The organism is Billgrantia endophytica, from assembly GCF_002879615.1.
Taxonomy (GTDB): Bacteria; Pseudomonadota; Gammaproteobacteria; order Pseudomonadales; family Halomonadaceae; genus Halomonas; species Halomonas endophytica.
Window position 1 is genome coordinate 66,964 of sequence record NZ_PNRF01000028.1, and the last position, 24,525, is coordinate 91,488.

General features: G+C 63.1%; 24 protein-coding genes. 14 read left to right on the forward strand and 10 right to left on the reverse strand.

Features of this window, described 5'->3' with window-relative positions; translation table 11 throughout:
- Window positions 1–4: 4 nt before the first annotated feature.
- From lspA to C1H69_RS13580, 6 genes are all read left to right on the forward strand, one after another.
- Window positions 5–559, forward strand: a complete 555-nt coding sequence (gene lspA, locus C1H69_RS13555) for a signal peptidase II (protein ID WP_240609941.1) — start codon at window positions 5–7, stop codon at window positions 557–559.
- Between the two features lie 53 nt (window positions 560–612).
- Window positions 613–1,059, forward strand: a complete 447-nt coding sequence (fkpB, locus tag C1H69_RS13560) for an FKBP-type peptidyl-prolyl cis-trans isomerase (RefSeq protein ID WP_102653922.1) — start codon at window positions 613–615, stop codon at window positions 1,057–1,059.
- A 186-nt stretch (window positions 1,060–1,245) separates the two neighbouring features.
- Entirely contained in the window at window positions 1,246–2,214 is a 969-nt protein-coding gene (gene ispH, locus C1H69_RS13565) for a 4-hydroxy-3-methylbut-2-enyl diphosphate reductase (RefSeq protein ID WP_102653923.1), read from the forward strand.
- 218 nt (window positions 2,215–2,432) lie between these two features.
- On the forward strand, window positions 2,433–2,807 hold the full coding sequence (locus C1H69_RS13570) for a type IV pilin protein (RefSeq protein ID WP_102653924.1): 375 nt from the start codon (window positions 2,433–2,435) through the stop codon (window positions 2,805–2,807).
- Between the two features lie 152 nt (window positions 2,808–2,959).
- Window positions 2,960–3,370 (forward strand): type IV pilus modification protein PilV, encoded by a 411-nt coding sequence (pilV, locus tag C1H69_RS13575; RefSeq protein ID WP_102653925.1) that lies wholly within the window; start codon window positions 2,960–2,962, stop codon window positions 3,368–3,370.
- Window positions 3,367–3,984 (forward strand): PilW family protein, encoded by a 618-nt coding sequence (locus tag C1H69_RS13580; RefSeq protein WP_240609942.1) that lies wholly within the window; start codon window positions 3,367–3,369, stop codon window positions 3,982–3,984. Before pilV ends, C1H69_RS13580 begins: the two co-directional genes overlap by 4 nt.
- 10 nt (window positions 3,985–3,994) lie before the next feature.
- Here C1H69_RS13580 and C1H69_RS13585 read toward each other — a convergent pair whose 3' ends face one another.
- Together C1H69_RS13585 and C1H69_RS24420 are read right to left on the reverse strand one after the other, a co-directional pair.
- Window positions 3,995–4,567, reverse strand: a complete 573-nt coding sequence (locus C1H69_RS13585; RefSeq protein WP_102653927.1) for a hypothetical protein — start codon at window positions 4,565–4,567, stop codon at window positions 3,995–3,997.
- A gap of 52 nt (window positions 4,568–4,619) precedes the next feature.
- Complete coding sequence (locus C1H69_RS24420; RefSeq protein ID WP_276308764.1) at window positions 4,620–4,742, reverse strand: hypothetical protein; 123 nt, start codon at window positions 4,740–4,742, stop codon at window positions 4,620–4,622.
- Window positions 4,743–4,919: 177 nt separating this feature from the next.
- Between C1H69_RS24420 and C1H69_RS13590 the strand changes: the two genes are divergently transcribed.
- On the forward strand, window positions 4,920–6,164 hold the full coding sequence (locus C1H69_RS13590; protein ID WP_102653928.1) for a cation:proton antiporter domain-containing protein: 1,245 nt from the start codon (window positions 4,920–4,922) through the stop codon (window positions 6,162–6,164).
- Here C1H69_RS13590 and C1H69_RS13595 read toward each other — a convergent pair.
- The 4 genes from C1H69_RS13595 to C1H69_RS13615 form a co-directional block, all read right to left on the reverse strand.
- The gene (locus tag C1H69_RS13595) at window positions 6,151–7,962 is read right to left on the reverse strand and encodes an alpha/beta hydrolase (protein ID WP_240609943.1); all 1,812 of its coding nucleotides are present in this window, start codon (window positions 7,960–7,962) and stop codon (window positions 6,151–6,153) included. The two genes, C1H69_RS13590 and C1H69_RS13595, sit on opposite strands and share 14 nt — an antisense overlap.
- A 191-nt stretch (window positions 7,963–8,153) precedes the next feature.
- Window positions 8,154–8,459 (reverse strand): hypothetical protein, encoded by a 306-nt coding sequence (locus tag C1H69_RS13600; protein ID WP_240609944.1) that lies wholly within the window; start codon window positions 8,457–8,459, stop codon window positions 8,154–8,156.
- A 559-nt stretch (window positions 8,460–9,018) separates the two neighbouring features.
- Window positions 9,019–10,260, reverse strand: coding sequence for a ribonucleotide-diphosphate reductase subunit beta (locus C1H69_RS13610; RefSeq protein ID WP_102653931.1), 1,242 nt, complete (start codon window positions 10,258–10,260; stop codon window positions 9,019–9,021).
- Window positions 10,261–10,282: 22 nt separating this feature from the next.
- Window positions 10,283–13,174 (reverse strand): ribonucleoside-diphosphate reductase subunit alpha, encoded by a 2,892-nt coding sequence (locus tag C1H69_RS13615; RefSeq protein ID WP_102653932.1) that lies wholly within the window; start codon window positions 13,172–13,174, stop codon window positions 10,283–10,285.
- A 329-nt stretch (window positions 13,175–13,503) separates the two neighbouring features.
- On the opposite strand from C1H69_RS13615, the gene C1H69_RS13620 reads away from it, so the two are divergent.
- Window positions 13,504–14,217 (forward strand): winged helix-turn-helix domain-containing protein, encoded by a 714-nt coding sequence (locus C1H69_RS13620; protein ID WP_102653933.1) that lies wholly within the window; start codon window positions 13,504–13,506, stop codon window positions 14,215–14,217.
- A 3-nt stretch (window positions 14,218–14,220) separates the two neighbouring features.
- Window positions 14,221–15,855 (forward strand): ATP-binding protein, encoded by a 1,635-nt coding sequence (locus tag C1H69_RS13625; RefSeq protein ID WP_102653934.1) that lies wholly within the window; start codon window positions 14,221–14,223, stop codon window positions 15,853–15,855.
- Here the strand turns inward: C1H69_RS13625 and C1H69_RS13630 are convergent.
- Entirely contained in the window at window positions 15,842–16,756 is a 915-nt protein-coding gene (locus tag C1H69_RS13630) for a LysR family transcriptional regulator (protein WP_102653935.1), read from the reverse strand. The genes C1H69_RS13625 and C1H69_RS13630 overlap by 14 nt on opposite strands.
- Window positions 16,757–16,857: 101 nt before the next feature.
- Between C1H69_RS13630 and metE the strand changes: the two genes are divergently transcribed.
- Window positions 16,858–19,194 carry a 5-methyltetrahydropteroyltriglutamate--homocysteine S-methyltransferase gene (gene metE, locus C1H69_RS13635; RefSeq protein ID WP_102653936.1) on the forward strand — a complete coding sequence of 779 codons (2,337 nt, stop codon included), beginning with the start codon at window positions 16,858–16,860 and terminating at the stop codon, window positions 19,192–19,194.
- 103 nt (window positions 19,195–19,297) lie between these two features.
- The gene (locus C1H69_RS13640) at window positions 19,298–20,089 is read left to right on the forward strand and encodes an MliC family protein (RefSeq protein WP_240609945.1); all 792 of its coding nucleotides are present in this window, start codon (window positions 19,298–19,300) and stop codon (window positions 20,087–20,089) included.
- 144 nt (window positions 20,090–20,233) lie between these two features.
- Here C1H69_RS13640 and C1H69_RS13645 read toward each other — a convergent pair whose 3' ends face one another.
- Window positions 20,234–20,893, reverse strand: a complete 660-nt coding sequence (locus C1H69_RS13645) for a helix-turn-helix transcriptional regulator (protein WP_102653937.1) — start codon at window positions 20,891–20,893, stop codon at window positions 20,234–20,236.
- Window positions 20,894–21,023: 130 nt separating this feature from the next.
- Here C1H69_RS13645 and C1H69_RS13650 point away from each other — a divergent pair, with 130 nt between their 5' ends.
- Entirely contained in the window at window positions 21,024–21,602 is a 579-nt protein-coding gene (locus C1H69_RS13650; RefSeq protein ID WP_102653938.1) for a superoxide dismutase, read from the forward strand.
- An 87-nt stretch (window positions 21,603–21,689) separates the two neighbouring features.
- On the opposite strand, the gene C1H69_RS13655 is transcribed toward C1H69_RS13650, so the two are convergent.
- Complete coding sequence (locus C1H69_RS13655) at window positions 21,690–22,757, reverse strand: metal-dependent hydrolase (RefSeq protein WP_102653939.1); 1,068 nt, start codon at window positions 22,755–22,757, stop codon at window positions 21,690–21,692.
- Between the two features lie 57 nt (window positions 22,758–22,814).
- The gene (locus C1H69_RS13660) at window positions 22,815–23,366 is read right to left on the reverse strand and encodes a DNA-3-methyladenine glycosylase I (RefSeq protein ID WP_102653940.1); all 552 of its coding nucleotides are present in this window, start codon (window positions 23,364–23,366) and stop codon (window positions 22,815–22,817) included.
- A gap of 92 nt (window positions 23,367–23,458) precedes the next feature.
- Between C1H69_RS13660 and C1H69_RS13665 the strand changes: the two genes are divergently transcribed.
- Together C1H69_RS13665 and gloA are read left to right on the forward strand one after the other, a co-directional pair.
- On the forward strand, window positions 23,459–23,938 hold the full coding sequence (locus C1H69_RS13665) for a DUF411 domain-containing protein (protein ID WP_102653941.1): 480 nt from the start codon (window positions 23,459–23,461) through the stop codon (window positions 23,936–23,938).
- 37 nt (window positions 23,939–23,975) lie between these two features.
- Window positions 23,976–24,416, forward strand: a complete 441-nt coding sequence (gene gloA / locus C1H69_RS13670; RefSeq protein WP_102653942.1) for a lactoylglutathione lyase — start codon at window positions 23,976–23,978, stop codon at window positions 24,414–24,416.
- Window positions 24,417–24,525 lie beyond the last annotated feature (109 nt).

Below are 24,525 nucleotides of genomic sequence, written 5' to 3' on the forward strand. Positions count from 1 at the left end.
GGAGATGAACAAGGAAACGAGCAAGGAGAAGGGGGCCAGGGAGGACGCACCGAGCGTATCGGTGCCCCCCATGTCACGGCCGCTGCGCTGGCTGTGGCTGGCGGTGGCCGTGGTGGCGCTGGACCTGGGTACCAAGGCGCTCATGTCCAGCCTGCTTACCTATGGCCAGCCGGTTGAGGTGCTGCCTTTCTTCAATCTGACGCTGCTGCACAACACTGGCGCGGCCTTCAGCTTCCTGGCCGGCCATCCTGGCTGGCAGCGCTGGTTCTTCGCCGTCATTGCCGTGGGGGCCAGCATCGGCCTGACCATCTGGATGAGCCGGCTCAAGGCAGACGAACCGCTGCTGGGAGCCTCGCTGGCCCTGATCATCGGTGGCGCCCTGGGCAATCTCCATGATCGCCTGGTGCATGGCTACGTCGTGGACTTCCTCTCCTTCCATGTGGCCGGCTGGTACTACCCGGCCTTCAACGTGGCGGATATCGGTATCACCCTGGGGGCCGTCGGCCTGATCTGGGAATCCGTCTTCGAAGGGCGCAAGCAATCGCGCCGCCGTGGCTGATGCTGACACGCACACCCTGAGCCGCGGCCTGACAGTACAGAGCGAGAGTCACAATGAGCGAATACCGTATCGGTGAAGGCATGGAAATCACCCTGCACTTCACCCTCAAGCTGGAGGACGGCACCGTCGTCGACTCCACCCGCGACAAGCAACCCGCCACCTTCCAGTTGGGGGATGGCAACCTGCCGCCGGGGTTCGAGAATCCACTGAAGGGAATGACGGATGGCGAGCACGGCAGCTTCCAGATCACCCCGGAGCACGCCTTTGGCCAGCATAACCCCCAGAACATCCAGCGACTCGGCCGCGACGATTTCGAAGAGATCGAGCCCGAAGTCGGCACCGTGATGTCGTTCGCCGACCCTTCGGGTGGTGAACTGCCCGGGGTGATCACCAGCGTCGACGACAAGCAGGTGGAAGTCGACTTCAATCATCCGCTTGCCGGGCGTATCCTGACCTTCGAGGTCGAGGTAATTGACGTTAGGCCCGCGCAGACGCACTGAGCGGTTAGCTCTATGATCGACTGTCATAAGGGCGTCGGGGGCAGGTCGTAGTGGAGGCCTTTTGCCAGGGAAGGCAAAAGTAGCGCCCAGGGATGGGTTCACAGCGCCTCCGCGAAGACCTGCCGCCGAGATAGCCCTGGACTGGAATACCAACATCAGATGCCAAGGCATCAAGGCGACGTAACCATGCAAGCTAACTCCGTGCGAATCAAGCTGGCCAATCCCCGCGGTTTCTGTGCCGGCGTCGACCGCGCCATCGAGATCGTCAATCGCGCCCTGGATGTCTTTGGCCCGCCGATCTACGTACGCCATGAGGTGGTTCACAACCGCTTCGTGGTGGACACGTTGCGCGAGCGTGGCGCCATCTTCGTCGAGGAGCTCCATGAAGTGCCCGACGACGTCATCGTCATCTTCTCGGCCCACGGTGTCTCCCGCGCCGTGCAGGAGGACGCCGAGCGTCGCGGGCTCAAGGTCTTCGACGCCACCTGTCCGCTGGTGACCAAGGTCCACATGGAGGTGCTGCGCTACGCCAGGCGCGGGCAGGAGTGCATCCTCATCGGCCACGCCGGGCACCCCGAGGTGGAAGGTACCATGGGGCGCTACGACACCAGCCATGGCGGAGAGATCCATCTGGTGGAGGAGGAGGCCGACGTGGAGCGGCTGGCCGTCAAAGACCCCTCGCGGCTCTCCTTCGTGACCCAGACGACCCTTTCCATGGATGACACCGCCCGGGTGATCGATGCCCTCCGGGCCAAGTTTCCCGAGATAGAGGGGCCGCGCAAGGACGACATTTGCTACGCCACTCAAAACCGCCAGGATGCGGTGCGTGAGCTGGCGGCAGGCAGCGACCTGCTGCTGGTGGTGGGCAGCCCCAACAGCTCCAACTCCAACCGCCTGCGTGAACTGGCCGAGCGGGTCGGCACGCCGGCCTATCTGATCGACGATGCCGACCAGATCGATGCCAACTGGCTGGAAGGGGTACGAACCATTGGCATCACCGCTGGCGCCAGTGCCCCGGAAGTGCTGGTGAAGGGTGTCATCGAGCGGCTGCAGGGTCTGGGCGCGCAGGCGCCGGAGGAGTTGGCCGGCCGCGAAGAAACCATCACCTTCTCCATGCCCCGCGAGCTACGCGAGCGTGTGATCGTCAGCGATTAGCGATTCCCGGGGGCAGGCTTGGCCGTCTGGTGCCGGTGTGTAACAAGGTATTCTGCGCTTCAATGGGGCAAGAGCCGGGCAAACGCCCGGCTTTTTTGATGGTGCGGCTAGCAGATGGCGGTGTCATGATTCATAATGAAACAGAATGTAACTGAATGATGGGGAAGCGCCGAGTGACGACGTACGCCAGTCCGGCTCGACAACGATCTCGACACGACATGCCCTGGTCCGAGCGTGGCTTCACGTTGATCGAGCTGATGATCGCCGTCGCCGTGATCGCGATCCTGGCCGCGATTGCGATTCCCAATTATCAGAACCATGTCAGAAATGCGCGCGTGACGGATGGTCAGTCGAAATTACTGGAGATGGCCGGTCGCTTGGAACGTTGCTATACGGCTACCCATTCCTATGCGAACTGCTTGTCGCTACCCGTTGACTCTGAAGAGAAATTCTACACGATCAGTTTTTCAGGGACGCCGACTGCCTCAACCTTCACTTTGCGAGCGTCAGCCAACATTTCCGGGCAGGTCAAATGTGCTTGGCTTGAGGTTGACCAGACAGGTGAGCGGGACAGCGATAATGACTGCTGGTAGCCGTGATAGACAAGCGGATTCGTCAATGTGCCGGACGCCCGGATTGTGCGTCCGTCTGCGAACTGACTGTTGCAAGCGGAGGAAAATGAGCGCGTGACAGAGGTGGTTTCATCAGGGCGAGCTGGAAAGCCACCGTCGGACTGAGATCTTCAATGACATATCATCGGCAAGTCTCTGGTTTTACCTTAATCGAAGCACTGATCGCCTTGCTGGTGCTGTCCATCGGCTTATTGGGCGTGGCGGCGATGCAACTCAAGGCATTGCAGAGCGCCCATATGGGATACCAGCGTGCCGTGGTCAGCCTGGCGGCGATCGATGCTCAGGAGAGGGCGTGGCAAGCCTTGTCAGAAAATGACGCTTGTCCGGGCTCTTCGCAATTGGCTGGTATCAATGACGATTGGATCGATGAATGGTTCGGGGGAATCCTGATAGACGCCGGCAGCAGTCTTGGCACCACTGGCAATTGCGCCTATACCGTCACGGTGGATTGGGAAGAAGGGCGCTTTTCGGGAGGGGAGGAGAACCAGGCGTTCGTCTACCAATTCAGGCTTCCCGAATCATGAACGGTGGCAGGGGAATGACGGTAAGGCCAGGCAGAAAAAGGGCCGGAAGTGCGGGGCGACAGGGTGGTTTTACCCTGGTCGAGCTGATGGTGGCGCTGGTGATTGGTCTGATCATCACTCTGGGGGCTGGCCAGCTGTTCCTGATGGGGTTTCAGACCATTCGCCAGACTGAGCTGCTGGGCAACAAGCAGGCAGCGCTCACCTTCGCCACCGAAACGCTCATCCGTGATATTCGCAGGGCGGATATGGTCGGTACCACGCCGCAGATCTTCTTCACCGGGGGAGAGCTCCAGGTCAGCTTTCCCAATGGCGGTGACACGAATGCTTGTAATGAAGGCGATACGGTCGTCCGCATCTACAGGCTCAGCAATAACCAGCTCAATGCCCGAGAGGGGTGGGCCCTGTCCATGGCGCAGAATTGTGGGACGCCACCAAGCGGAGGGTTTGAGCCGCTGGTAAGTTCATTCGCCAGCGGGGGGTTCGGTTACGACGATAGCGCAACCGATGAAGCAAACGGTGTATGGGTGATCAATTTCTCGCTGCTCTCGGGCCAGGATGGGGAGACCGATACGTACGCATTCAGGGCGGTGAATCGGAATGCCGCGATAGACTAGTACGACTGTGTCAAAGGCACAGCCCTTCACTCACCCCTCGCCCGCAGTGGTAGCGGGTCTCGAGATGCTCGGCGTACCAGCCCCGGGTATCTCTTCGCATCTGTAGCCGGTAGTCCTGGCCCAGCACCGCGTCATCCTTGAAACCCCACTGCATCACGATGCCGGTAGCGGTGTCGTCCTCCAGGTAGATTCGCTGGGTCTGCTCCCAGGCATCCTGCCCCAGTGACGCCATCAGGTCTGCTTCGCTCATCCACTCCTGCAGCAGAGCGCCAGGTGATGCGTGTCGTTCGCCGCCGGCGCCAAGGTGCCGGGGGATGGGGCGCTGTGCCTCCTGCCAGGCGGTACTGCCGGGCTCGAAGCCGAGGTCGCCGGGGAGAGACGCACGATACATTGCCAGACGGGGCTGGCTGGTCAGGCCATCGCGGCTCCACTGCGGGGCGGGATGCTCGTTTCCTGCTGCCTCGCCACCTCTGCCGCTATCGGCGCTACTCGTCGTGTCGTGGTTGCTGGTAGTTGTGGTACAGCCGGCCAATAGGAGCACGGCAAGCCCCGAGGAGACGAGCCTGGAGTGGAATCGTTGCATGGCAGCCTTCCGATCGTGCGAGCACACGGGTAGCGGTCAATGGCATGTGTGATCAGGTTTTCGTGGGTGCCCGGTAGTGACCGGGAACTCTCACGCGTTCACCGTTGGGCAGTTGTCGAACATGGGTGGGTACGTAGACCCGCTTGATGATGCTTCTTTCCTGATGCTCTGTCATCGAGAATCCTCCTGCTTGCCTGTCCTTTACAACATAAGCCCCTGACGGCCCGGTAAGCAATGCCGATTCGCCGCGCTTACAGGGCGTTCTCCCCATACGGGTCGCGTTCTCCTTGTGCTGGAGGGAGTTCGCGCTACGTTTGGTGAGAGGGCGCCGCAGGTCACAGGGAGTGAACCCATGCAGGAGATCAATATCGCGCTGGCTGTCGTCGGGGGCCTGGTGCTCGTGGTGGGGCTGCTGTCCAGCCCGTTGGATCGCTCCTGGCTTTCGGTACCCTTGCTGGCCTTCCTGCTGGGCGTGGCACTCAGCCCGCAAGGGTTGGGGGCGCTGAATCCCGAGGAATGGGTCGACAGCAAGCGGCTGTTCGAGGAGACCGCGCGCCTGACGCTTGGCATCAGCCTGATGGGCATCGCGCTGCGTTTGCCGCCCAGCTATCCCTTTGTCCACTGGCGGTCGCTGCTGCTGCTGTTGGCCATCGGTATGCCGGCCATGTTCCTGGTCAGTGCATTGCTCACACACTGGGTACTTGGGCTCCCTCTCCTCATGGCGCTGCTGGTCGGTGGCGCCGTCTGTGCCACCGACCCGGTGGTGGCGTCGTCGATCGTCACCGGCGGAGTGGCGAAGGAGAACCTCCCCGAGGCGTTCCGCCACCTGCTTTCCACCGAATCGGGGGCCAATGACGGCCTGGCGTACCCGATGGTATTGCTGCCGATCCTGCTGCTGACCCTGCCGGCGGGAGACGCCTGGATGGACTGGCTCGGCAGGGTGTGGCTATGGGAGACGGGAGGGGGCGTGCTCATCGGCGCCGTGCTGGGATGGGCGGGCGGGCGTGCCCTGCAGTGGTCCGAGGATCGTGGTTATCTCGACCAGCCTTCCTTCCTGTCGATCACGTTGGCCTTGACGATACTGGTTCTTGGCCTGGGCTCGCTGTTGGAGACCAACAGTCTCCTGGGCGTCTTTGCGGCAGGGCTGGCCTTCGACCAGGAGGTGGGCGGCAAGGAGCGTAGCGAGGAGGACAACGTGCAGGAGGCGGTGAACATCCTGCTGATGCTGCCCGTCTTCGTTCTGTTCGGCCTGATCGCCCCCTGGTCCGAATGGCTGGCCCTGGGCTGGAAGGGCGTGTGGCTGGCGCTGCTGGTGCTGGTGCTGCGTCGCCTGCCGGTGATCGTGCTGATGCGGCCGTGGCTGCCGACGCTGAGGGACTGGCCGATAGCCTTGATCATGGGCTGGTTCGGTCCGATCGGGGTGTCGGCACTCTACTACGCCACGCTGGTGTCGAGCCGGACGGGCTACGACATTGCCTGGACCGCGGGCAGCCTGATCGTACTCGCCTCGATGATCGCCCATGGCATGACCGCCGCTCCGTTTGCCAAGCGTTACGGTCGCAGGGAAATGCGGAACTCCTCTTCTAGCGATGCCTGAACGCAAAGTGCGCACGTATCCTGTGGAGCTCTGCATCGGTCAAGTCGTCGGGCTCGGTCAGGGAGAGCCAGGCGTCGATGTAATGGCTGGCGGCGATGGCGTGGCCATAACCGGGCGGTGCTCTGCCGATGGAGAGATCCGCCAGCAGTTGCAGCATGGTCACGATCGGGTACCAGCGCAGGTCTGGCGATACGTCTGGCGCACGTGGTTCGCGCATCCATTCGGGTTCCCGGTAGAGGCTCTGGGGTTCGAAGAAGGTGACCGGGTCGCTGGCGTACTGGAGATAGGCCACGCGGAAAGAGCCCCAGTCGGCGTCGGGTTCTTCCAGGTCCTGGTACTGGTTCATGAACCGCACCACCGCGCCGTTTCTGAAGGTGGGTAGCCAGGCCGGAGAGCCCGGGTCGCGACTGCGGGTCACGGCATCCCAAGTGGTGCTGCGATATGGCGGGCCGCTCCACAGGGCACCATCGAAGGGATCGTCGATGATATCGTAAAGATCGAAGGAGCGGTCGGAGTTGAGGGCGCCCAGACTGAGACCGTGCAGGTAGAGCCGTGGCCGGCTCTCGTCGGGCAGCGTCGTCCAGTAGTCATAGATGGCCTGGAACAGGGCCCGTGCGCTCTCGACACCGTATGCGCTTTCCACGAGCAGTGACAGGTGGCTGGGCAGGTAGGAGTACTGGGCCGTTACCGTGGCAATGTCGCCGCGGTGCAGGTACTCCACGGTGTCCTGTGCGTTGGGGTCGAGCCAGCCACGGCCGGTAGGGGTCGCCAGCAGCAGCACCGACCGCTCGAAGCCACCGACCCGTATGAGTTCCTCCAGGGCGAGCCGAGCCCGGGCTTGCGGGGTTTCCGCCGCATTCAGGCCGACATAGACCCGGATCGGAGAGGGTGCCGCTTCACCGAAGAAGGCGCTCAGTTCTTCGGCAGATGGCCCACGGGTGACGTATCGACGGCCACGGCTCCCCAGGGCTTCCCAACTGATCAGGGAGTCGGCGCTGCCGGTTGCCATCGGGTCGCCGGGTGGCAGCAGGTCGTCCTGCATCAACTCGTCCAGCTGCTGGTAGGAGTTGTCCGCAATACGCAGGGCCTGGGTGAAGATGACGCCATCGATGATCGACCAGAACAGTATCGCCGCCACGGCCAGGCCGATGACATTGGAGACCCGGTGGGGAATGTAGCGACGGAGATGCCGGGAAAAGAACCGGAAGGTTCTCCGGAACAGTCTGGCAAGCTGCAGCAGGACGAGGAAGATCAGCAGGGCGATGAAGGCAATGACCGGCTGGAGCCCGCGCACTTCACCCATCTCCATGAGGCCGCGGATGGTGTTCTGCCATTCCGACGCCCGCCACAGGAAGAAGGCGGCGATGACCACACAGATGGCCGCCGCCACTCGCTTGATGGTGCGCTCCGCGCGCGGACCGGGCTCGGGCAGCTCCAGGTAGGCCCAGAGCCAGTGGCCGGCGTAGCCGAGCGCATAGCCGGCGGAGAAGGAGAGCCCGGAAATGATGCCCTGGGTGTAGAAGGTCCGGGGCAACAGGCTGGGTGTGAGCGAAAAGGCGAAGAACAGCGTGCCGACCAGCAGACCTATCGTCGAGAATTGCCTGAGCACATGGAGAGAGACGTGTTTCATGTCGTCCTTGATGGCAGTACCGGCCGTATCAGCATCGAGCCTAGCTATCGGTGGCAGTGAAGTCCAATCGAGGCAGGCTCTTCGGGTGGGGCAGGCAGGGATGGTCTTGACGGTATGCCAGTGCAGACCGACCAGGCCCGCGACAAGCCGAACTGGCAGCAGCGTCACCAGACGCTCCACCCATTGGCTTGCTCGGATTTACCGCCGTTTTTCTATTCTGCTGCCGCTCCTAGGCCCTGCTTGTTTCACGCTGATCTGCGATGAACCAAAAATTCCAGCCCTCGTTATTTCGAATTTAACCCTTTTTATCACCAATCCCAGACCAACGCGCAGCCCACCTGATACTCGGTGACGCGTCGTCAGTGGTAGCTGCCCGGCAGCCGGGTGAAGCGAACCGGTGGGCTATATTTCTCGCCCGAAGGTGCCCGCTCCGGTGCCGGGCGGACACGCCAGCCACGCGAGGTCGCCCATTCCTTGAGCTCCCGGTAGTTGAGCAGCGGATACTCTCCCGAGTAGGGGTTGGGGGATGGCGAGGGAAAGGCGAAGGCCACATGGGGGTAGTGGGCCAAGGCGTCTTCGCTGTCATGGGCAGCGAGTGCCCGATCCAGGGCGGTCTGCCAGGCCTGGGGATCGCGACGTGCTTCTACGGATCGTGTTGCATGCATCGGATTGTCCTCCAAGGGTGGGGTAGAGTTCACTACCCCTTGGTAGCTTGAGTGTTATCGAGTATGACATTGAGGGATACAGTGAGCGCAGCCGTCTACGTTACCGTATATGGATCTGGCATAAGTAACTGCTGACCGACAGGTGGCGTGATGGCCAAGGTGGGTTTTGCTGTTGGCCTGTCCTAACCACCAGCATTCCTGTAAATGGACCTCTCGCTCTCCAGTGGGCTGGGGGGTGTCGTTTACGTAGTAATTTCCCATGACCTTCACCTCGTTTTTGCACTGTCGATAGCCTTGCTAAAGTATGCGAGATGGGGGTTATTTTGGTGGCGGGCGGCGATAAGGGCTTACCGGCACAGTTTTCGGACCGGGCTTGGGGGAGGGCTTGGCTGGTTGGGAGGGTGTTGAGCGGCGATGTGGTTTCACTGGAACAGTTTTACTAGACATAACGCACCTATCGAGTGGCTAATTTGGACTAGCGAAACAGCAGTAGACTCCTTTATCAGAGTGGTAATAGCCTCACCACTGAATGGTGAGGCTTGCAAAGTTCATATAAGGCTCAATCCCAGCTCAGCGCGCCGCCCACCTGGTACTCGGTGACGCGGGTCTCGAAGAAGTTCTTCTCCTTGCGCAGGTCGATGATCTCGCTCATCCACGGGAAGGGATTCTGGGCGCCGGGGAACTGCTCCTTGAGGCCGATCTGCGCCAGGCGGCGGTTGCAGATGAAGTGCAGGTACTCTTCCATGATCGCCGCGTTCATGCCCAGTACGCCACGGGGCATGGAATCGCGGGCGTAGGCGATCTCGAGCTCGGTGCCCTCGAGGATCATCTGGGTCACCTCGTCCTGGAACTCGGGGGTCCAGAGATGCGGGTTCTCGATCTTGATCTGGTTGATCATGTCGACACCGAAGTTCAGGTGCATCGACTCGTCGCGCAGGATGTACTGGAACTGCTCGGCCACGCCGGTCATCTTGTTGCGCCGGCCCATGGAGAGAATCTGGCTGAAGCCGCAGTAGAAGAAGATGCCTTCGGTGACGCAGTAGAAGGCGATCAGGTTGCGCAGCAGTTCCTGGTCGGTTTCAGGAGTGCCGGTGTTGAAGTCCGGGCGCGACAGCGACTGTGTGTGCTTGAGGCTCCAGGCCGACTTGGCGGCGACCGAGGGCACCTCGCGGTACATGTTGAAGACCTCGCCCTCGTCCATGCCCAGCGACTCCACGCAATACTGGTAGGCGTGGGTGTGGATCGCCTCCTCGAAGGCCTGGCGCAGCAGGTACTGGCGGCACTCGGGGTTGGTGATCAGGCGATAGACCGCCAGCACCAGGTTGTTGGCCACCAGCGAGTCGGCGGTGGAGAAGTAGCCGAGGCTGCGCATCACGATCAGCCGCTCGTCCTCGGTCAGGCCCTCCTGGCCTTTCCACAGGGCGATATCGGCGTTCATGTTGACTTCCTGGGGCATCCAGTGGTTGGCGCTGCCGTCCAGATATTTCTGCCAGGCCCACTCGTACTTGAATGGCACCAACTGGTTGAGGTCGGCACGGGCATTGATCATGCGCTTGTCGTCGACCTCGATGCGCGCCGCGCCCATTTCCAGCTCTTCCAGGCCGGCGGCCACGTCGAGCGCTTCCAGCGACTTGCGGGCGCGCTCGAGGCGCTCGGCTTCGGCGACCTGGTAGTCCCCGCCGGCCTCGTTCATCTCACCGGCTTTCGATGCCGGCACAGGCGCCGGTTGCGACTTGGCGGCGGGTGCCGGTTTCTCGGCGACAGAGGTGTCGTCTTCGTGGAATTCGTCCCAGTTCAGCATGTGTTCTCTACTCCCTGTGATGTTACTGGCAGGCTTCGCAGCCCAGCTCATCGATCTCGCCGGCCGAGGGGGGGCGCTGGCCACCCTTGCCATGCAGGAAATCCTCGATACCGCGGGGCTCCGCTGCGCCCGCCTGGGCAGGGGCCGCCGTGGGAGCCGGTGTGCCGCTGCTCACGGCGTTCAGCGTGCCGCGATCCACCGTGGATTTCTCCACCGAGGTGGCGCCCAGGGCACGCAGGTAATAGGTGGTCTTGAGGCCGCGGAACCAGGCCATGCGATAGGTCACGTCGAGCTTCTTGCCGGAGACGCCCTTGATGTAGAGGTTCAGCGACTGGGCCTGATCGATCCACTTCTGGCGGCGCGAGGCGGCCTCGACCAGCCACTTGGGCTCCACTTCGAAGGCGGAGGCGTACTTGGCCTTGAGGTCGTCCGGCACCCGGTCGATGGGCTGCACGCTGCCGTCGTAGTACTTGAGATCGTTGATCATCACCTCGTCCCACAGGCCGCGTGCCTTCAGGTCGTTGACCATGTAGGCGTTGACCACGGTGAATTCGCCCGAGAGATTCGATTTCACGAAGAGGTTCTGATAGGTCGGCTCGATGGACTGGGTCACGCCGCAGATATTGGAGATGGTTGCCGTAGGGGCGATGGCCATGACATTGGAGTTGCGCATGCCCTGCTTGGCGACCTTGTTGCGGATACGCCCCCAATCCTGGGTGCTGGACGTGTCCACTTCGATGTACCGCTCGCCGCGCTCGACCTTGAGCTTCTCGATGGAATCGATGGGCAGCACGCCCTGGCTCCAGAGCGAACCCTCGAAGCTTTCGTACCGGCCACGCACGGTGGCGAGATCGCTGGAGGCTTCGATGGCGTGGTAGCTGACCAGCTCCATGGAACGGTCGGCAAATTCGATGGCTTCGTGGCTGGCGTAGGCGACACCCAGGGCATAGAGCGCATCCTGGAAGCCCATGATGCCGAGCCCCACCGGACGGTGCTTGACGTTGGAGTTGCGTGCCTGGGGCACCGCGTAGTAGTTGATGTCGATGACGTTGTCGAGCATGCGCACGGCGGTACGCACGGTTCTGCGCAGCTTGTCGTTGTCGAGCCGGCCGTCGACCACGTGCTGGGCCAGGTTGACGGAACCCAGGTTACAAACCGCGATTTCGTCTACGCTGGTGTTCAGGGTGATTTCGGTGCACAGGTTGGAGGAGTGGACCACACCGGCATGCTGCTGCGGGCTGCGCAGATTGCAGGGGTCCTTGAAAGTGATCCAGGGGTGCCCGGTCTCGAACAGCATGGAGAGCATCTTGCGCCATAGGTCCTTGGCGCGGACCCGCTTGTAGAGCTTGAGCTGGCCGCTATGGGTCATGGCCTCGTACTCTTCGTAGCGCTTCTCGAAGGCGGCGCCGTAGAGGTCATGGAGATCCGGGCAGGTGGAGGGCGAGAAGAGGGTCCATTCCTTGTCGTCGAAGACCCGCTTCATGAACAGGTCCGGCACCCAGTTGGCGGTGTTCATGTCATGGGTGCGGCGGCGATCGTCGCCGGTGTTCTTGCGCAGCTCGAAGAACTCCTCGACGTCCAGGTGCCAGGTTTCCAGGTAGGCGCAGACCGCGCCCTTGCGCTTGCCGCCCTGGTTCACTGCCACGGCGGTATCGTTGACGACCTTGAGGAAGGGCACCACGCCCTGGGACTTGCCGTTGGTGCCCTTGATGTAGGAGCCCAGCGCGCGCACCGGAGTCCAGTCATTGCCCAGGCCACCGGCCCATTTGGAGAGCAGGGCGTTGTCGCGGATGGCGCCGTAGATGCCGTCCAACTCGTCGGGCACGGTGGTGAGATAGCAGGAGGACAACTGGCTGCGCAGGGTGCCGGCATTGAAAAGGGTCGGCGTCGAGGCCATGTAATCGAAGCTGGAGAGCAGCTCATAGAACTCGATGGCCCGCGCTTCCCGGTCATCCTCGTTCAGGGCCAGGCCCATGGCCACACGCATGAACATCACCTGGGGCAGTTCGTAGCGCACGTCATCCTTGTGGATGAAATAGCGATCGTAGAGGGTCTGCAGGCCCAGGTAGGTGAAGGCGTTGTCGCGGGTGTGGTCCAGCGCCTCGCCCAGGCGAGCCAGGTCGAATTCGGCAAGGCGTGGGTCGAGCTGCTCGAACTCGATCCCGCGGGCCACATAGGCGTGAAAGGCGGGGGCGTACAGTTTGGCCATCTCGCCGAAGGTGGCTTCATCGGCCACGCCCAGGAAGGAGAGCGCCTCGCGGCGCAGGTTGTCCTGCAGCAGGCGAGCGGTGACGTAGGTGTAGTTGGGGTCCTTTTCCACCAGGGTGCGGGCGGTCATCGTCAGCGCCTGGGAGACCCCGTCGATGCTGACACCGTCGTAGAGGTTCTTCAGCGACTCCTCGACGATACGATTGGGATCGACGTTGGCGAGACTCTCGCAGGCGTCGTACACCAGGGTCTCGATGCGGCCCAGGTCCAGCGGGCGGCGGCTGCCGTCGGCGGCGGTGACATTGAGGGTCGGGTGGGGCTTGGCAATATCGTCGCCCGCAGCCGCACGAGCGCGGGCATGGGCTTCGCGATAGAGCACGTAGGCGCGGGCGACCTTCTGTTCGCCGGCGCGCATCAGGGCCAGCTCTACCTGGTCCTGGATATCTTCGATGTGCACCGTGCCGCCATCGGGCATGCGTCGCTGGAAGGTATCGGCAATGGCTCGCGAGGCATTGGCGACGAAGTCGCGCACCCGAGAGGAGGTCGCGGCATTGTCGCCTTCCACGGCGATGAAGGCCTTGGACATGGCCACGGCGATCTTGCCGACATCGAAGGCCGCCACGTCGCCGGTGCGCTTGATGACGCGTAGTGTCTGTGGAGCGGTGATCGATAGCGTGGCCGCATCGGGGGTCTGGAGTCGTTCCATGGTCTGGGAGCCTCTTCGATTCGTCAGGCATGCCGTGAGCATTGACAGGCAAGTCACGGCTTGTTAGAAGCACATCATCTTGTGGTCAGGCTATTGGTGAGCACAAGATAGAGTGCTTTTTGCCACTCATCAAGTGGATAACCTGTGGGCTACCTGTGACTCTTCCAATGCCTCGTCGGGATTCGAGTCCCGGGGCGCAGAAGAGGGTTGTCTGGACGGGATAACACGACGGGAAGGCGAAATGTCGTATTTCGGGTATCCTTGATGGAGTAATGGCGGGACAGGGTGTCCCGGTAATGCAACGAGTGCCCAGCACGGGGATGACTAGGATGGATGACAACCTGCAAAGCAGCGACATGGAACACGTGCTGATTATCGAGGACGACGTACGTCTGGCGGAGCTCACCCGCGACTATCTCGAGGCCAATGGCTTCCAGGTGACCGTGGAGGCCGAGGGTTCGCGAGGCGTGGATCAGATCCTGGCGCTGCAGCCGGATCTGGTGATCCTCGATCTGATGCTGCCCGGAGAAGATGGCCTGTCGATCTGTCGCCGGGCCAGGCCCGACTATGCCGGGCCGATATTGATGCTCACCGCCCGCACCGACGACATGGATCAGGTGCTTGGGCTGGAGATGGGCGCCGACGACTATGTACCCAAGCCGGTCCAGCCGCGGGTGCTGCTGGCACGTATGCGAGCCCTGTTGCGCCGCGCGGACCACTCCGAGCAGAGCGGAGAGGTGCGGCTCGCCTTCGGCAACCTGGACATCGACAGCGCCACCCGGGAAGCCTGGCTGGAAGGCGATCGCATCGACCTGACCAGCGCCGAGTTCGACCTGCTGTGGCTGCTGGCCAGCAATGCCGGGCGAGTGCTCACCCGCGAAGAGATCTTCAGCGAACTGCGCGGTATCAAGTACGACGGCCAGGATCGCTCCATCGACGTACGGGTATCACGGATCCGGCCCAAGATCGGTGATGACCCCAACCATCCGCATCGTATCAAGACGGTGCGCAGCAAGGGCTACCTGTTCGTCAAGGATGCCTGAACGATGCGGCGGTTCCTGGCCGATGGCTCTTTCCTGCGTGTCTATCTGCTCCTGGCGCTGGCCCTGCTGCTGACCTTCGGGCTGGCGTTGATGGGGCTGGCCCTGGTGGACCGGGTGCGTATCGAGCAGTATCGCGAACAATTGGCCGAAGCGCCGCTGCAGCTGTTGACCCTGAAAGTGTCCGCCCTGCCGGCCAATGAGCGTGGCGACTGGCTGACCCAGCAGTCGGATCTGCTGGATATGCGGCTCTCGCTGCGTGGGCTGGATAGTGGGAACCTGGGCTGGTTCGACCACCGGCGTCTCGAGCGTGGTGGCGTTCTGGTAAAGACGGAGGGCGAGGATGGCTGGCGCCTCTTTCGCCGTCTGCCCGGTGAAGAGAGATTGCTGGAGGCTCGCCTTTCCGGGCTGAATGAGCGTCAGTTGCGCGGCCTGGCCCAGATGCTGGGCGACTGGCTGGCCGAGGTGAGCGGTGATGTACGAGAACGGCGCCTGGCAAGGGTGACCGGCGACGCCTTGCCGATTCAGCTCAGTGACCTGGCGCCGGCGGGACTGGACAGCCACCAATTATCCCGTCTCCGGGAGGGAGAGCTGGTCATTCGGCTACTGCCCGGCCACTGGGCGTTGACGGTCTATCTTTCCGTGCCGACTGCAGACGGCACTCGCCAGTGGTTGTCGATCGGTCCGGTGTCGGCGCTGGAGCCCACGCCGATCTCCCTGCTGCTACTGGTGTTGGTCATCATGCTCGCCGTTCTGGCGGCGATCATCTATCTGATAGTGCGCAGCGTGGAGGCTCGCCTGGCGCGGCTGGAACTGGCGGCCGGACGCATTGCGGGAGGGCGCCTCGATACCCGGGTCAAGGTGGATGGCGGCGGCTTCATCGGCCGTGTCGGCATGGCCTTCAACGCCATGGCGGCCCAGGTCCAGTCATTGCTTCGCTCCCAGCAGGAAATGATCCGCGCCGTCTCCCATGAGCTGCGCACCCCGGTAGCCCGCATTCGTTTCGCCATGCAGATGGTCGAGGACATGACTGACGACCCGGCCGTGCACCGCCAGCTGCATGGCATCGACGGGGATATCGAAGAGCTCGATCAGCTCATCGATGAGATCCTCACCTATGCCAGGCTCGACAGCGGCATCATCAATGGCACCGAGCTGGAACGTGCCCGGGTGGATTGTCGTGCCATCGCGAAGCGGGTCATCGAGACCCTGGCGCCGCTTCATGCCCATCTACGGCTCGAGCTGGCGCCGGGCGGCGAGGTCCAGGCCATGGCCGAGCCCCGTTACCTGCAACGGGCCCTGCAGAACCTGGTGGCCAACGCCTGCCGTCATGCTCAGTCCCGTGTCGTGCTGCGTCTTTCAGTCGAATCCCGCCTGGTGCGCCTGGACGTGGAAGATGACGGCCCCGGCGTGCCGGAGAATGAACGACAGGCGATCTTCAAGCCGTTTGCCCGGCTCGACGATAGCCGCACCCGCCGCTCCGGAGGCTACGGCCTCGGGCTCTCCATCGTGCAGAAGATCATGGCGTGGCATGGCGGCAGTGCGATCGTGGATACCAGCCACGACCTGGGCGGCGCCCGCTTCTCCCTGCTGCTGCCGACCCCGCCCGTTACCAGGACCCTGCCGGTCAAGCCGGCCTGATGCCATCCAGTACGGCAAAGGAGGTTTCCCGGGCGGTGCGCAGGAAGTCCTCCATCCACGGCTGTCCGCGGCTCTCCTCGCGAATGGCGGCGAAGAGGGTGCTCCATACCCCTTCCTCGCCTAGCGCCACGGCCTTCACATAGTCCCGTTCCAGGTATTCCGTCAGTGCCCAGTTGGGCAGCGCGCAGACGCCACGGCCGCTGGCCACCAGCTGCATCATCATGATGGTCAGCTCGGCGGTGCGTACTTCCCTGGGGCGCACGCCGGCGGGGTCGAGAAATTGCGTGAAGACATCGAGTCGAGTGTGCTCGACCGGGTAGGTGATCAAGGTTTCCTCGGCCAGTTCCTCGGGGGTGACGAAGGGCCTGCCGGCAAAGGGGTGCTGGCGGGCCACCGCCAGCAGCCCCTGGTAGCGGAACAGCGGCTCGTAGTAGACCCCGGCCAGGGGTTGGGGGTCGGCGGTGATCACCAGGTCGAGCTGCTCGCGGGCCAGTGCCGGCAAAGGGTCGAAGTGATGGCCGCCGGGAATATCGACTTCCACTTCCGGCCAGTGGTTGCGGAAGTGGTCGATGGTGGGCATCAACCATTGGAAACAGCTGTGACATTCGATGGCCATGTGCAGGCGGCCTGGCTCGTGCCCGATCAGGCGAGCCAGATCACGTTCGGCCATTCGCACCAGGGGCAGTACCTGTTCGGCAAGCACCAGCAGCCGTTGCCCCGCACGGGTGAACTCGACCGGTCGGGTCTTGCGAACGAACAGCTGGCTGCCCAGCCGCTCCTCGAGATCCTTGATCTGATGAGACAAGGCCGACTGGGTCAGGTGCACGCGCTCGGCGGCTTCCACCAGGGAACCGGCATCACGCAGCGCGACCAGGGTACGAAGATGGCGAAGTTCGAGCATGAGTGAATGGTTCTCATGTTTTGAATTAGAAACTTTAGTTTGATTCAGCGTGATCGGCCAGCGAGACTCTCCAGCATCATTCATGCAAGAGAGTCGTCATCATGACATTAGCTCATATATCTGGCTATCCGCGAATTGGCGCGAACCGTGAGCTCAAGCGGGCGGTGGAAGCCTACTGGCAAGGCGACCTCGATCGTCAGGCGCTGGAGGCGGAGGGACGTGAGCTGCGCGCGCGCCACTGGCAGGCGCAGCGTGAAGCGGGTCTCGACCTGGTCACGGTGGGCGACTTCGCCTTCTATGACCAGGTGCTCAATGTCTCCACGCTGCTGGGCGCGGTGCCGCCCCGCTTTGCCGCCGAAGAGGAAGTTGCCCGGGGCGACGTGGACCTGGACACGACCTTTCGCATGGCCCGTGGCCGGGCCCCCAGCGGCGAGTCGGCCGCCGCCTGCGAGATGACCAAGTATTTCGATACCAACTACCATTATCTGGTCCCTGAATTGCGTGAAGGGCAGGCCTTCCAGCTGGCCAGCACCCGGCTGTTCGACGAGGTGAAGGAGGCGCGCGATGCCGGGTATCCCGTCAAGGTAGTGCTGACCGGCCCCCTGACCTGGCTATGGTTGGGCAAGGTTCGATCAGAGGAAGGGCAGGGGGGCGATCGGGCGGGCGGTTTCGATCGCCTGTCACTGCTCGAGTCGATCCTGCCCGTCTACGGCGAGGTGTTGACGCGCCTGGCCAGGCTGGGCGTGGAATGGGTTCAGCTCGACGAGCCGGCGCTGGTCCAGGACCTGCCTCGCGAGTGGAAGCAGGCCTTCGAGGCCGGCTATAACGTACTGCGCTCATCGCCGGTCAAGCTGCTGGTGGCCAGCTACTTCGGTGGCCTGGGTGACAACCTGCGGCTGGCGGTGAACCTGCCCGTGGACGGCCTGCATATCGACGTGGTGCGGGCTCCCGAGCAGCTCGCATCGGTGATCGACAATCTGCCCGGCTACAAGGTGCTGTCGGTAGGGGCCATCGACGGACGCAACGTCTGGCGCGCCGACCTGGCCGCCCTGCGCGAACGGCTGGCCAGTGCCCGCATGCGCCTGGGCGAGCGGCTGTGGCTGGCGCCCTCCTGCTCGCTGTTGCACGTGCCGGTGGACCTGGCGGCGGAAACCGGGCCTGGCTCGAAGCTCGACCCGGAGCTCACCAGCTGGCTGGCCTTCGCCCGGCAGAAGCTCGATGAGACGGTAACCCTGGCCCGGCTGCTGGATAACCGCGCCACCGACGAGGATCGTGCGCGCCTGGAAGACGCCACCAGGGCGTTGGACGCTCGCCGCGCCTCGCCGCGCATCCACAAGGCGGCCGTAGCCGAACGCCTGGCCCGGGCGACGAAGGCCGATACCGCGCGAGCCAGTGCCTATGGCGAGCGGGCCCAGGCGCAGCGCCGTGCTCTGGACCTGCCGCTGTTTCCCACCACCACCATTGGCTCCTTTCCCCAGACGACGGAGATTCGTGCCGCCCGGCGCGCCTACAAGGCCGGTGAGCTGAGTCGCGACGACTATGACGCCCGCATGCGCGAGGAGATCGCCGATGCGGTGGTACGCCAGGAAGCGCTGGGGCTCGACATGCTGGTCCATGGCGAAGCCGAGCGTAACGACATGGTGGAGTATTTCGGCGAGCAGTTGGATGGTTTCGTGTTCACTCGCAATGGCTGGGTCCAGAGCTATGGCTCCCGCTGCGTCAAGCCGCCGGTGATTGTCGGTGACGTGACGCGCAGGGCCGCGATGACGGTGCGCTGGAGCGAACATGCCCAGTCACTCACCGACAGGCCGATGAAAGGGATGCTGACCGGCCCGGTGACCATGCTCCAATGGTCCTTCGTCCGTGACGATCAGCCCCGGTCGGCCACCTGTCGACAGATTGCCCTGGCGCTGCGTGACGAAGTCGCCGACCTGGAAGCGGCGGGAATCCCGGCCATCCAGATCGACGAGCCGGCGCTGCGGGAGGGCTTGCCGCTGCGCCGCGCCGAGTGGCAGCCGTATCTCGGCTGGGCGGTGGAATGCTTTCAGCTCACCGCTGCCGTGGCCGGGGATGCGACCCAGGTCCACACCCATATGTGCTATTCGGAATTCAACGACATCATCGATGCCATCGCCGCCCTGGATGCCGATGTGATCACCATCGAAACATCGCGCTCGGACATGGAGCTGCTCGATGCCTTCCGGAACTTCGCCTATCCCAACGAGATCGGGCCGGGTGTCTACGATATCCACTCGCCCAACATTCCCGATGTGGCCTGGATGGTGCGGCTGATGGAGAAAGCGGCGGAGCGGATCCCCGCCGAGCGGCTGTGGGTCAATCCGGACTGTGGCCTGAAGACCCGAGGCTGGGCCGAGGTGGAACCGGCGCTGAGCAACATGGTCGAGGCCGCCCGGCAACTGCGCCAGCAATATGGTTGATGGTCACGCCGGTGGTTTGCGTGAAAACGGGCGTCGGAGTCTTTGGCTCCAGCGCCTGTTATTCTGTGCGGGAACGAACAAACGATTCGCGCAAGGAACCTCCATGACCCTTTTTTCTTCGCCGCTTCCCGTCTTCCGGCCCGCACGCCTGCCGCTGGTGCTGGGTGCCATGCTGGTGCTGACCGGCTGTGTCGTTGCTCCGATGGATGGGCCTGGTCCCACGGTCAGCGAGTCGGCTTCGGTCACCATGCCCCAGGTCGACTCCAATGGACCCCAGGTGACGCCGCCGGCCGCACCGCTGATGCCTTCCCTGTTCTTCGCCGGCGGTGCCGACAGCTTCCAGGCCTGGCGCTGCACGCCGGCTCAGGACTTGGTGTCGGTCTTCACCGAGGATGAGCTGCGGCTATGGTCCGCTCATGGGGCCTATCGGTTACAGCCGGCAGTGGTGGCCAGTGGCGCGCGCTTCCAGCAGGGCGACCTCAGCTTCTGGTCGAAGGGCGACGAGGCGATGGTGGAGAGCGCCAATGGCCGCCTGGCGTGTCAGCGCGACGCCACGCGCAAGACGCTGTCCCGTCAGGACCGCCCGGGTGTCATGTTCCATGCTCGCGGCAACGAGCCGGGCTGGGTGGCCAACCTGGCCCATGATGCGCCGGAATTGACGCTATTGATGGATTACGGCTCGCGCGAGCTGACACTGCCCTATCGAGTGACGGAAATGGATAACGCCCTGGGGCGGGTGACCCTGGCCAGTGGCGAGGCGGAGCAGCCCTTCGAGCTCACGCTGGAAGCACGGGCCTGCTTCGACGACATGAGTGGCGAGCCGTTTCCGGCGCGGGCCACCCTCGCGATCGGGGGGCAGGTGTTGAGGGGCTGTGGCCAGGGCATCGCTCCCTGAGAGGGTGTTTACAAAAGTAGCGAGCGAAGGTCAGACAAGGCAAAATCAGTCGAAAAAGCGGAGTTTACGCGCTGTAAATGGGCATTTTTAAGCTGATTTCAACGCAGTATGGCCTAGCGCAGTAGTTTGTAAATACCCTCTGAGTCACCTTGGCGTCAGACGATAGGTGCAGCGGCGGGCGCCCGACAGCACATGATCGGTGCGCTCGACGCAGACCCGCTCGCCGAGTACGGCGCGAAATATCTGCAGTTCGGACCGGCAGAAGGCGGGGCAGGTGCGTGCTGCACTGCAGATGGGACAGTGGTTCTCGACCAGCATCAGGCTGCCGTCCTCCTCCTTCCACCACTCGGCCATGTAACCTTCCCGGGTGCGGATCCTGGCCAGGCGGGAAACTCGCTCGCGCAACGAGTCGGCACCGGCCAGTTCGCGGCGGTAGAGCGCCAACGTCTCGCTTTCGCGGGCTTCCACCAGTCGATCCAGCGCGCCCGGCCCCAGGGTATCGCGCACGCTGATGATCAGCTTGGCCGCCAGCTCGGCATGGGCATCAGGAAAGTGATCGTGGCCGGCTTCGGTCAGCCGCCACTCTGACACCGGTCGGCCGACACCGCCTGGCCGCGCTCGCTGGGTGACCAGCCCTTGCCGGGACAGCTTGCCTAGCTGCTGACGGGCATTCTCGCCCGTGGTACCTACCAGCTCACCCAGTTCGGAGGCGGAATGCGGCCCACGCATCTTCAGCAGGTGAAGCAACTGCTCGGCGGCACTGTTCATCGAACGGGAGGGCTTTTCATGGGGGTCGCTTGACATGGCGCCTGTTGGAATTAATCTAGTGTACACTTGGAAAATACCGACGGGGCGACCAATAGGCAAGTCGTAGTGTCATCGGCAAGCCGGGATCACCCCGATTCCCACCGTGAAAAGCAAGGAGCAAGACCCGATGGCATTTGAACTGCCCGCACTGCCCTACGAGAAGAACGCCCTCGAGCCGCATATCTCCGCCGAGACACTCGAATACCACTATGGCAAGCACCACCAGGCCTACGTCACCAAGCTCAACGAGCTGGTCGAAGGCACCGATGATGCCGGCAAGTCGCTCGAAGAGATCATCAAGAGCGTATCCGGTGGCCTGTTCAACCAGGCGGCTCAGGTGTGGAACCACACCTTCTACTGGCATTGCCTGTCACCCAACGGTGGCGGCGAGCCGACCGGTGCCCTGGCCGAAGCGATCGACGCCAAGTTCGGCTCCTTCGACAAGTTCAAGGAAACCTTCAATGCCAATGCGGCCGGCAACTTCGGTTCTGGTTGGACCTGGCTGATCAAGACCGCTGACGGTGGCGTGGATATCGTCAATACCAGCAATGCCGACACCCCCATCGCCCATGGCCAGACCCCGATTCTGACCATCGACGTGTGGGAGCATGCCTACTACATCGACTACCGCAATGCTCGTCCGAAGTATCTGGACAGCGTGTGGAACCTGATCAACTGGGATTTCGTCGCCCAGAACTTCAGCTGAGTCTGGCGCCGCTGCCGGCGCCGAATGGCTGATTGTCGAGGCCCTGCCCAAGCGGTGGGGCCTCGCGCGTTCGATGGTCCCATCCGTTCAGCACTGGGCGGGCACATCGACAACCCAGCGGTCGGCGACGAACCCGCTGGTGCACAGCGCCGGTTCGGGGCCAAGAATGCGTGATCCCAACTGCCCGAGCGCATCAAGGTCGGCGCGAGAGTGGGGGTGCAGTATCTCGGAGGTCTCCACCGGCCGCCAGTCGCCATCATCACGAACCGCCAGGGTGAAACTGAAAGGATGAAAGCCCGGGAAGCCCAGCCGCAGGTCGGTGGCGATCAGGGTCTCCCGCCCTTCGATCTCACGAGCTTCGTAGCGCAGGAAGGGGCCGGCGAACCAGTCGAGCCGTTGCCCCCGCTCGCTTGCCAATGCTGCGGGCTCCAGTTCGGCGCCGCGATCGAAGGTTTCAAACACCGGCCGAGTGCCCCCATCGAAGACGCTCACCAGGGTCTCGTGATGGTGCTCGCCATCGAGGATCGTCACGCGCCACAGCAGGGTGTTGAAGGGCGTGGGCTGTACCAGTCGCGGCGCATCCAGCAGCCCGCGATCTGCCAGGACCGGCTCGAGGCGAGTCTCCACCAGGCCCTTGGCCCCCATGGCGAAGACCAGGTAGGTGCTGGAAAGGGCTACCCCCCAGGCGGGGCCGCGACGGCCGTTGCCGGTGGCGAGCGCGACGACGACGCCGATCGCCAGCGGCAGGGTAAAGAGCGGGTCGATGATGAAGATGATTGGCCAGGCGCTGGGAGCCACGTCCAATGGCCACCATAGCTGGGTGCCATAGGTGGTCAAGGCGTCCAGTATCGGGTGGGTGGTCAGGCAGAGCACGAAGAACAGCCACCAGTGATGGAAGGCGATGTCGCGTGTTGGAGAGAACCTGGCACTCAATGCCGCCATCAAGGTGCCCAGCCCCGTCAGCACGAAAAGGGAATGGGTAAAGCCGCGATGTTCGGTGATATTGGCCACCGCATCGCCGTAGTCAAGAAAGACATCCAGGTCGGGCAGAGTGCCCAGGGCCGCGCCGATCAGCACCGCCTTGCGGCCCAGCCGACGGCCTAGCACTACGCCACCGACGGCAGCGCCGAGTGCTACCTGGGTAAGCGAATCCATGTTGCCTCCTTGAATGATGGTGATCCAGCTCCGTGCGCCGTGTCGGGCGCTACGCCACTACCCGGTCGATGACGCGACGGTGGCCCAGGGCGGCCCCGCGACGAGGATATGTTCCTGCACCGGGCACGCCTCGTGATGGGCGCCGGGTAGATAGCCGGTACTCATCAGGAACTCTCCGACGATCTCGGGCCCGGTGAAGCGGAAGGTTTTCCGGAACAGCTTGACCCAGTCGGCATGGGACAGGGGGTGATGGTGGTCCAGCCAGCCCTTGAAACTGCCGTGTTCCCGGCGCAATGACTGGACGATGCCGGCGTTGTGTATCACCGCGTTCACCTTGAGCCGGTTGCGGATGATGCCGGCGTCGGCGAGCAGGCGCTGCCGGTCGTCTTCTCCATACTCGGCGATCCGGTCGATGTGGAAGTCATCGAAGGCGTGCCGAAAGGCCTCGCGCTTCTTCAGCACGGTGAGCCAGGAGAGTCCCGCCTGATTGATCTCCAGCACCAGCCGCTCGAAGAGAGCCTGGTCGTCAACGACGGGAAAGCCATATTCCTCGTCGTGGTAGGGGCCGTGAAACGGGTGACCCGGTGCCAGATCACAATAATGCGACATTTTGACGTCTCCACTGTCTTGGCTATTGGCAAGCTCGTACCGTCTTGTCAGGATTCGGGTGACCACTTCGGCTTTTGACAGGAGCCAATTCCATGAAGATCATATCCGTAAAACGCAGGCCAGTGACAATCGGGCTTCCCCGTGCATTGGCCGGTACGCTCCTCGGCCTGTTTGCGACCGCAGCCTGGGCAGTCCCCGTGGTGGAAATGTATCAGGATCCCAGCTGCGGCTGCTGCACGGCCTGGGCCGACCACCTCAAGGAAGAGGGGTTCGAGGTTCGCCAGCACAAGACCCGGGACATGCGTTCGGTGAAGGTCGAGCACGGGGTCACGCCCGAGCTGTCGTCCTGCCACACGGCGCTGGTCGACGGCTATGTCATCGAAGGCCATGTTCCCGCCGCCGATATCCTTCGTCTGCTGGAAGAGCGTCCCGACGTGGTGGGCCTGACCGTACCGGGCATGCCCCACGGCTCGCCAGGCATGGAGACAGGGCGCTATGATGACTATGCGGTGCTGACCTGGCGACATGAGGATCGCACCCCGGCGATCTTCAGCGAATATATTCACGACTGAGGGAGCCTTACCCCGACGAACCGACAAGAGGTGCCCAATGCAATTTCTTCACACCATGGTGCGTGTCAGTGACCTGGATGCGTCACTGCGTTTCTACTGCGACCTGCTGGGATTGAAGGAGGTGCGTCGCAAGGAGAACGAGAAGGGGCGCTTCACGCTGGTCTTCCTGGCGGCGCCGGAGGATGAGTCGCGCTCGGCCGAGCTCAAGGCCCCGGAGCTGGAGCTCACGTGGAACTGGGACCCGGAAGCGTACACCGGCGGGCGCAGTTTCGGCCACCTGGCCTATCGGGTCGATGACATCTATGCCCTCTGCGAGCGCCTGCGGCAGGGTGGCGTGACCATCAACCGCCCGCCCCGGGACGGCCACATGGCCTTCGTGCGCAGCCCCGACGGCATTTCCGTCGAGCTTCTGCAGAAGGGCGACGCACTGCCGTCCAGGGAGCCCTGGGCCTCCATGGAGAACATCGGCACCTGGTAGCACTACACCGCTTGATCACGGCATCCGAGGCGTTCTGCTCGGTAATGGTGCTCGATCGATCCAACCCTTGTGCGCTCGTGTAAACTCCGGCTTTGTCCTTGCCGGCGTT

Coding starts and splice junctions, on each gene's coding strand:
- lspA (WP_240609941.1), top strand. CDS start 5: ATGAACAAGGAAACGAGCAAGGAGAAGGGGGCCAGGGAGGACGCACCG.
- fkpB (WP_102653922.1), top strand. CDS start 613: ATGAGCGAATACCGTATCGGTGAAGGCATGGAAATCACCCTGCACTTC.
- ispH (WP_102653923.1), top strand. CDS start 1,246: ATGCAAGCTAACTCCGTGCGAATCAAGCTGGCCAATCCCCGCGGTTTC.
- C1H69_RS13570 (WP_102653924.1), top strand. CDS start 2,433: ATGCCCTGGTCCGAGCGTGGCTTCACGTTGATCGAGCTGATGATCGCC.
- pilV (WP_102653925.1), top strand. CDS start 2,960: ATGACATATCATCGGCAAGTCTCTGGTTTTACCTTAATCGAAGCACTG.
- C1H69_RS13580 (WP_240609942.1), top strand. CDS start 3,367: ATGAACGGTGGCAGGGGAATGACGGTAAGGCCAGGCAGAAAAAGGGCC.
- C1H69_RS13585 (WP_102653927.1), bottom strand. CDS start 4,567: ATGCAACGATTCCACTCCAGGCTCGTCTCCTCGGGGCTTGCCGTGCTC.
- C1H69_RS24420 (WP_276308764.1), bottom strand. CDS start 4,742: ATGACAGAGCATCAGGAAAGAAGCATCATCAAGCGGGTCTACGTACCC.
- C1H69_RS13590 (WP_102653928.1), top strand. CDS start 4,920: ATGCAGGAGATCAATATCGCGCTGGCTGTCGTCGGGGGCCTGGTGCTC.
- C1H69_RS13600 (WP_240609944.1), bottom strand. CDS start 8,459: ATGCATGCAACACGATCCGTAGAAGCACGTCGCGATCCCCAGGCCTGG.
- C1H69_RS13610 (WP_102653931.1), bottom strand. CDS start 10,260: ATGCTGAACTGGGACGAATTCCACGAAGACGACACCTCTGTCGCCGAG.
- C1H69_RS13615 (WP_102653932.1), bottom strand. CDS start 13,174: ATGGAACGACTCCAGACCCCCGATGCGGCCACGCTATCGATCACCGCT.
- C1H69_RS13620 (WP_102653933.1), top strand. CDS start 13,504: ATGGATGACAACCTGCAAAGCAGCGACATGGAACACGTGCTGATTATC.
- C1H69_RS13625 (WP_102653934.1), top strand. CDS start 14,221: ATGCGGCGGTTCCTGGCCGATGGCTCTTTCCTGCGTGTCTATCTGCTC.
- C1H69_RS13630 (WP_102653935.1), bottom strand. CDS start 16,756: ATGCTCGAACTTCGCCATCTTCGTACCCTGGTCGCGCTGCGTGATGCC.
- metE (WP_102653936.1), top strand. CDS start 16,858: ATGACATTAGCTCATATATCTGGCTATCCGCGAATTGGCGCGAACCGT.
- C1H69_RS13640 (WP_240609945.1), top strand. CDS start 19,298: ATGACCCTTTTTTCTTCGCCGCTTCCCGTCTTCCGGCCCGCACGCCTG.
- C1H69_RS13645 (WP_102653937.1), bottom strand. CDS start 20,893: ATGTCAAGCGACCCCCATGAAAAGCCCTCCCGTTCGATGAACAGTGCC.
- C1H69_RS13650 (WP_102653938.1), top strand. CDS start 21,024: ATGGCATTTGAACTGCCCGCACTGCCCTACGAGAAGAACGCCCTCGAG.
- C1H69_RS13655 (WP_102653939.1), bottom strand. CDS start 22,757: ATGGATTCGCTTACCCAGGTAGCACTCGGCGCTGCCGTCGGTGGCGTA.
- C1H69_RS13660 (WP_102653940.1), bottom strand. CDS start 23,366: ATGTCGCATTATTGTGATCTGGCACCGGGTCACCCGTTTCACGGCCCC.
- C1H69_RS13665 (WP_102653941.1), top strand. CDS start 23,459: ATGAAGATCATATCCGTAAAACGCAGGCCAGTGACAATCGGGCTTCCC.
- gloA (WP_102653942.1), top strand. CDS start 23,976: ATGCAATTTCTTCACACCATGGTGCGTGTCAGTGACCTGGATGCGTCA.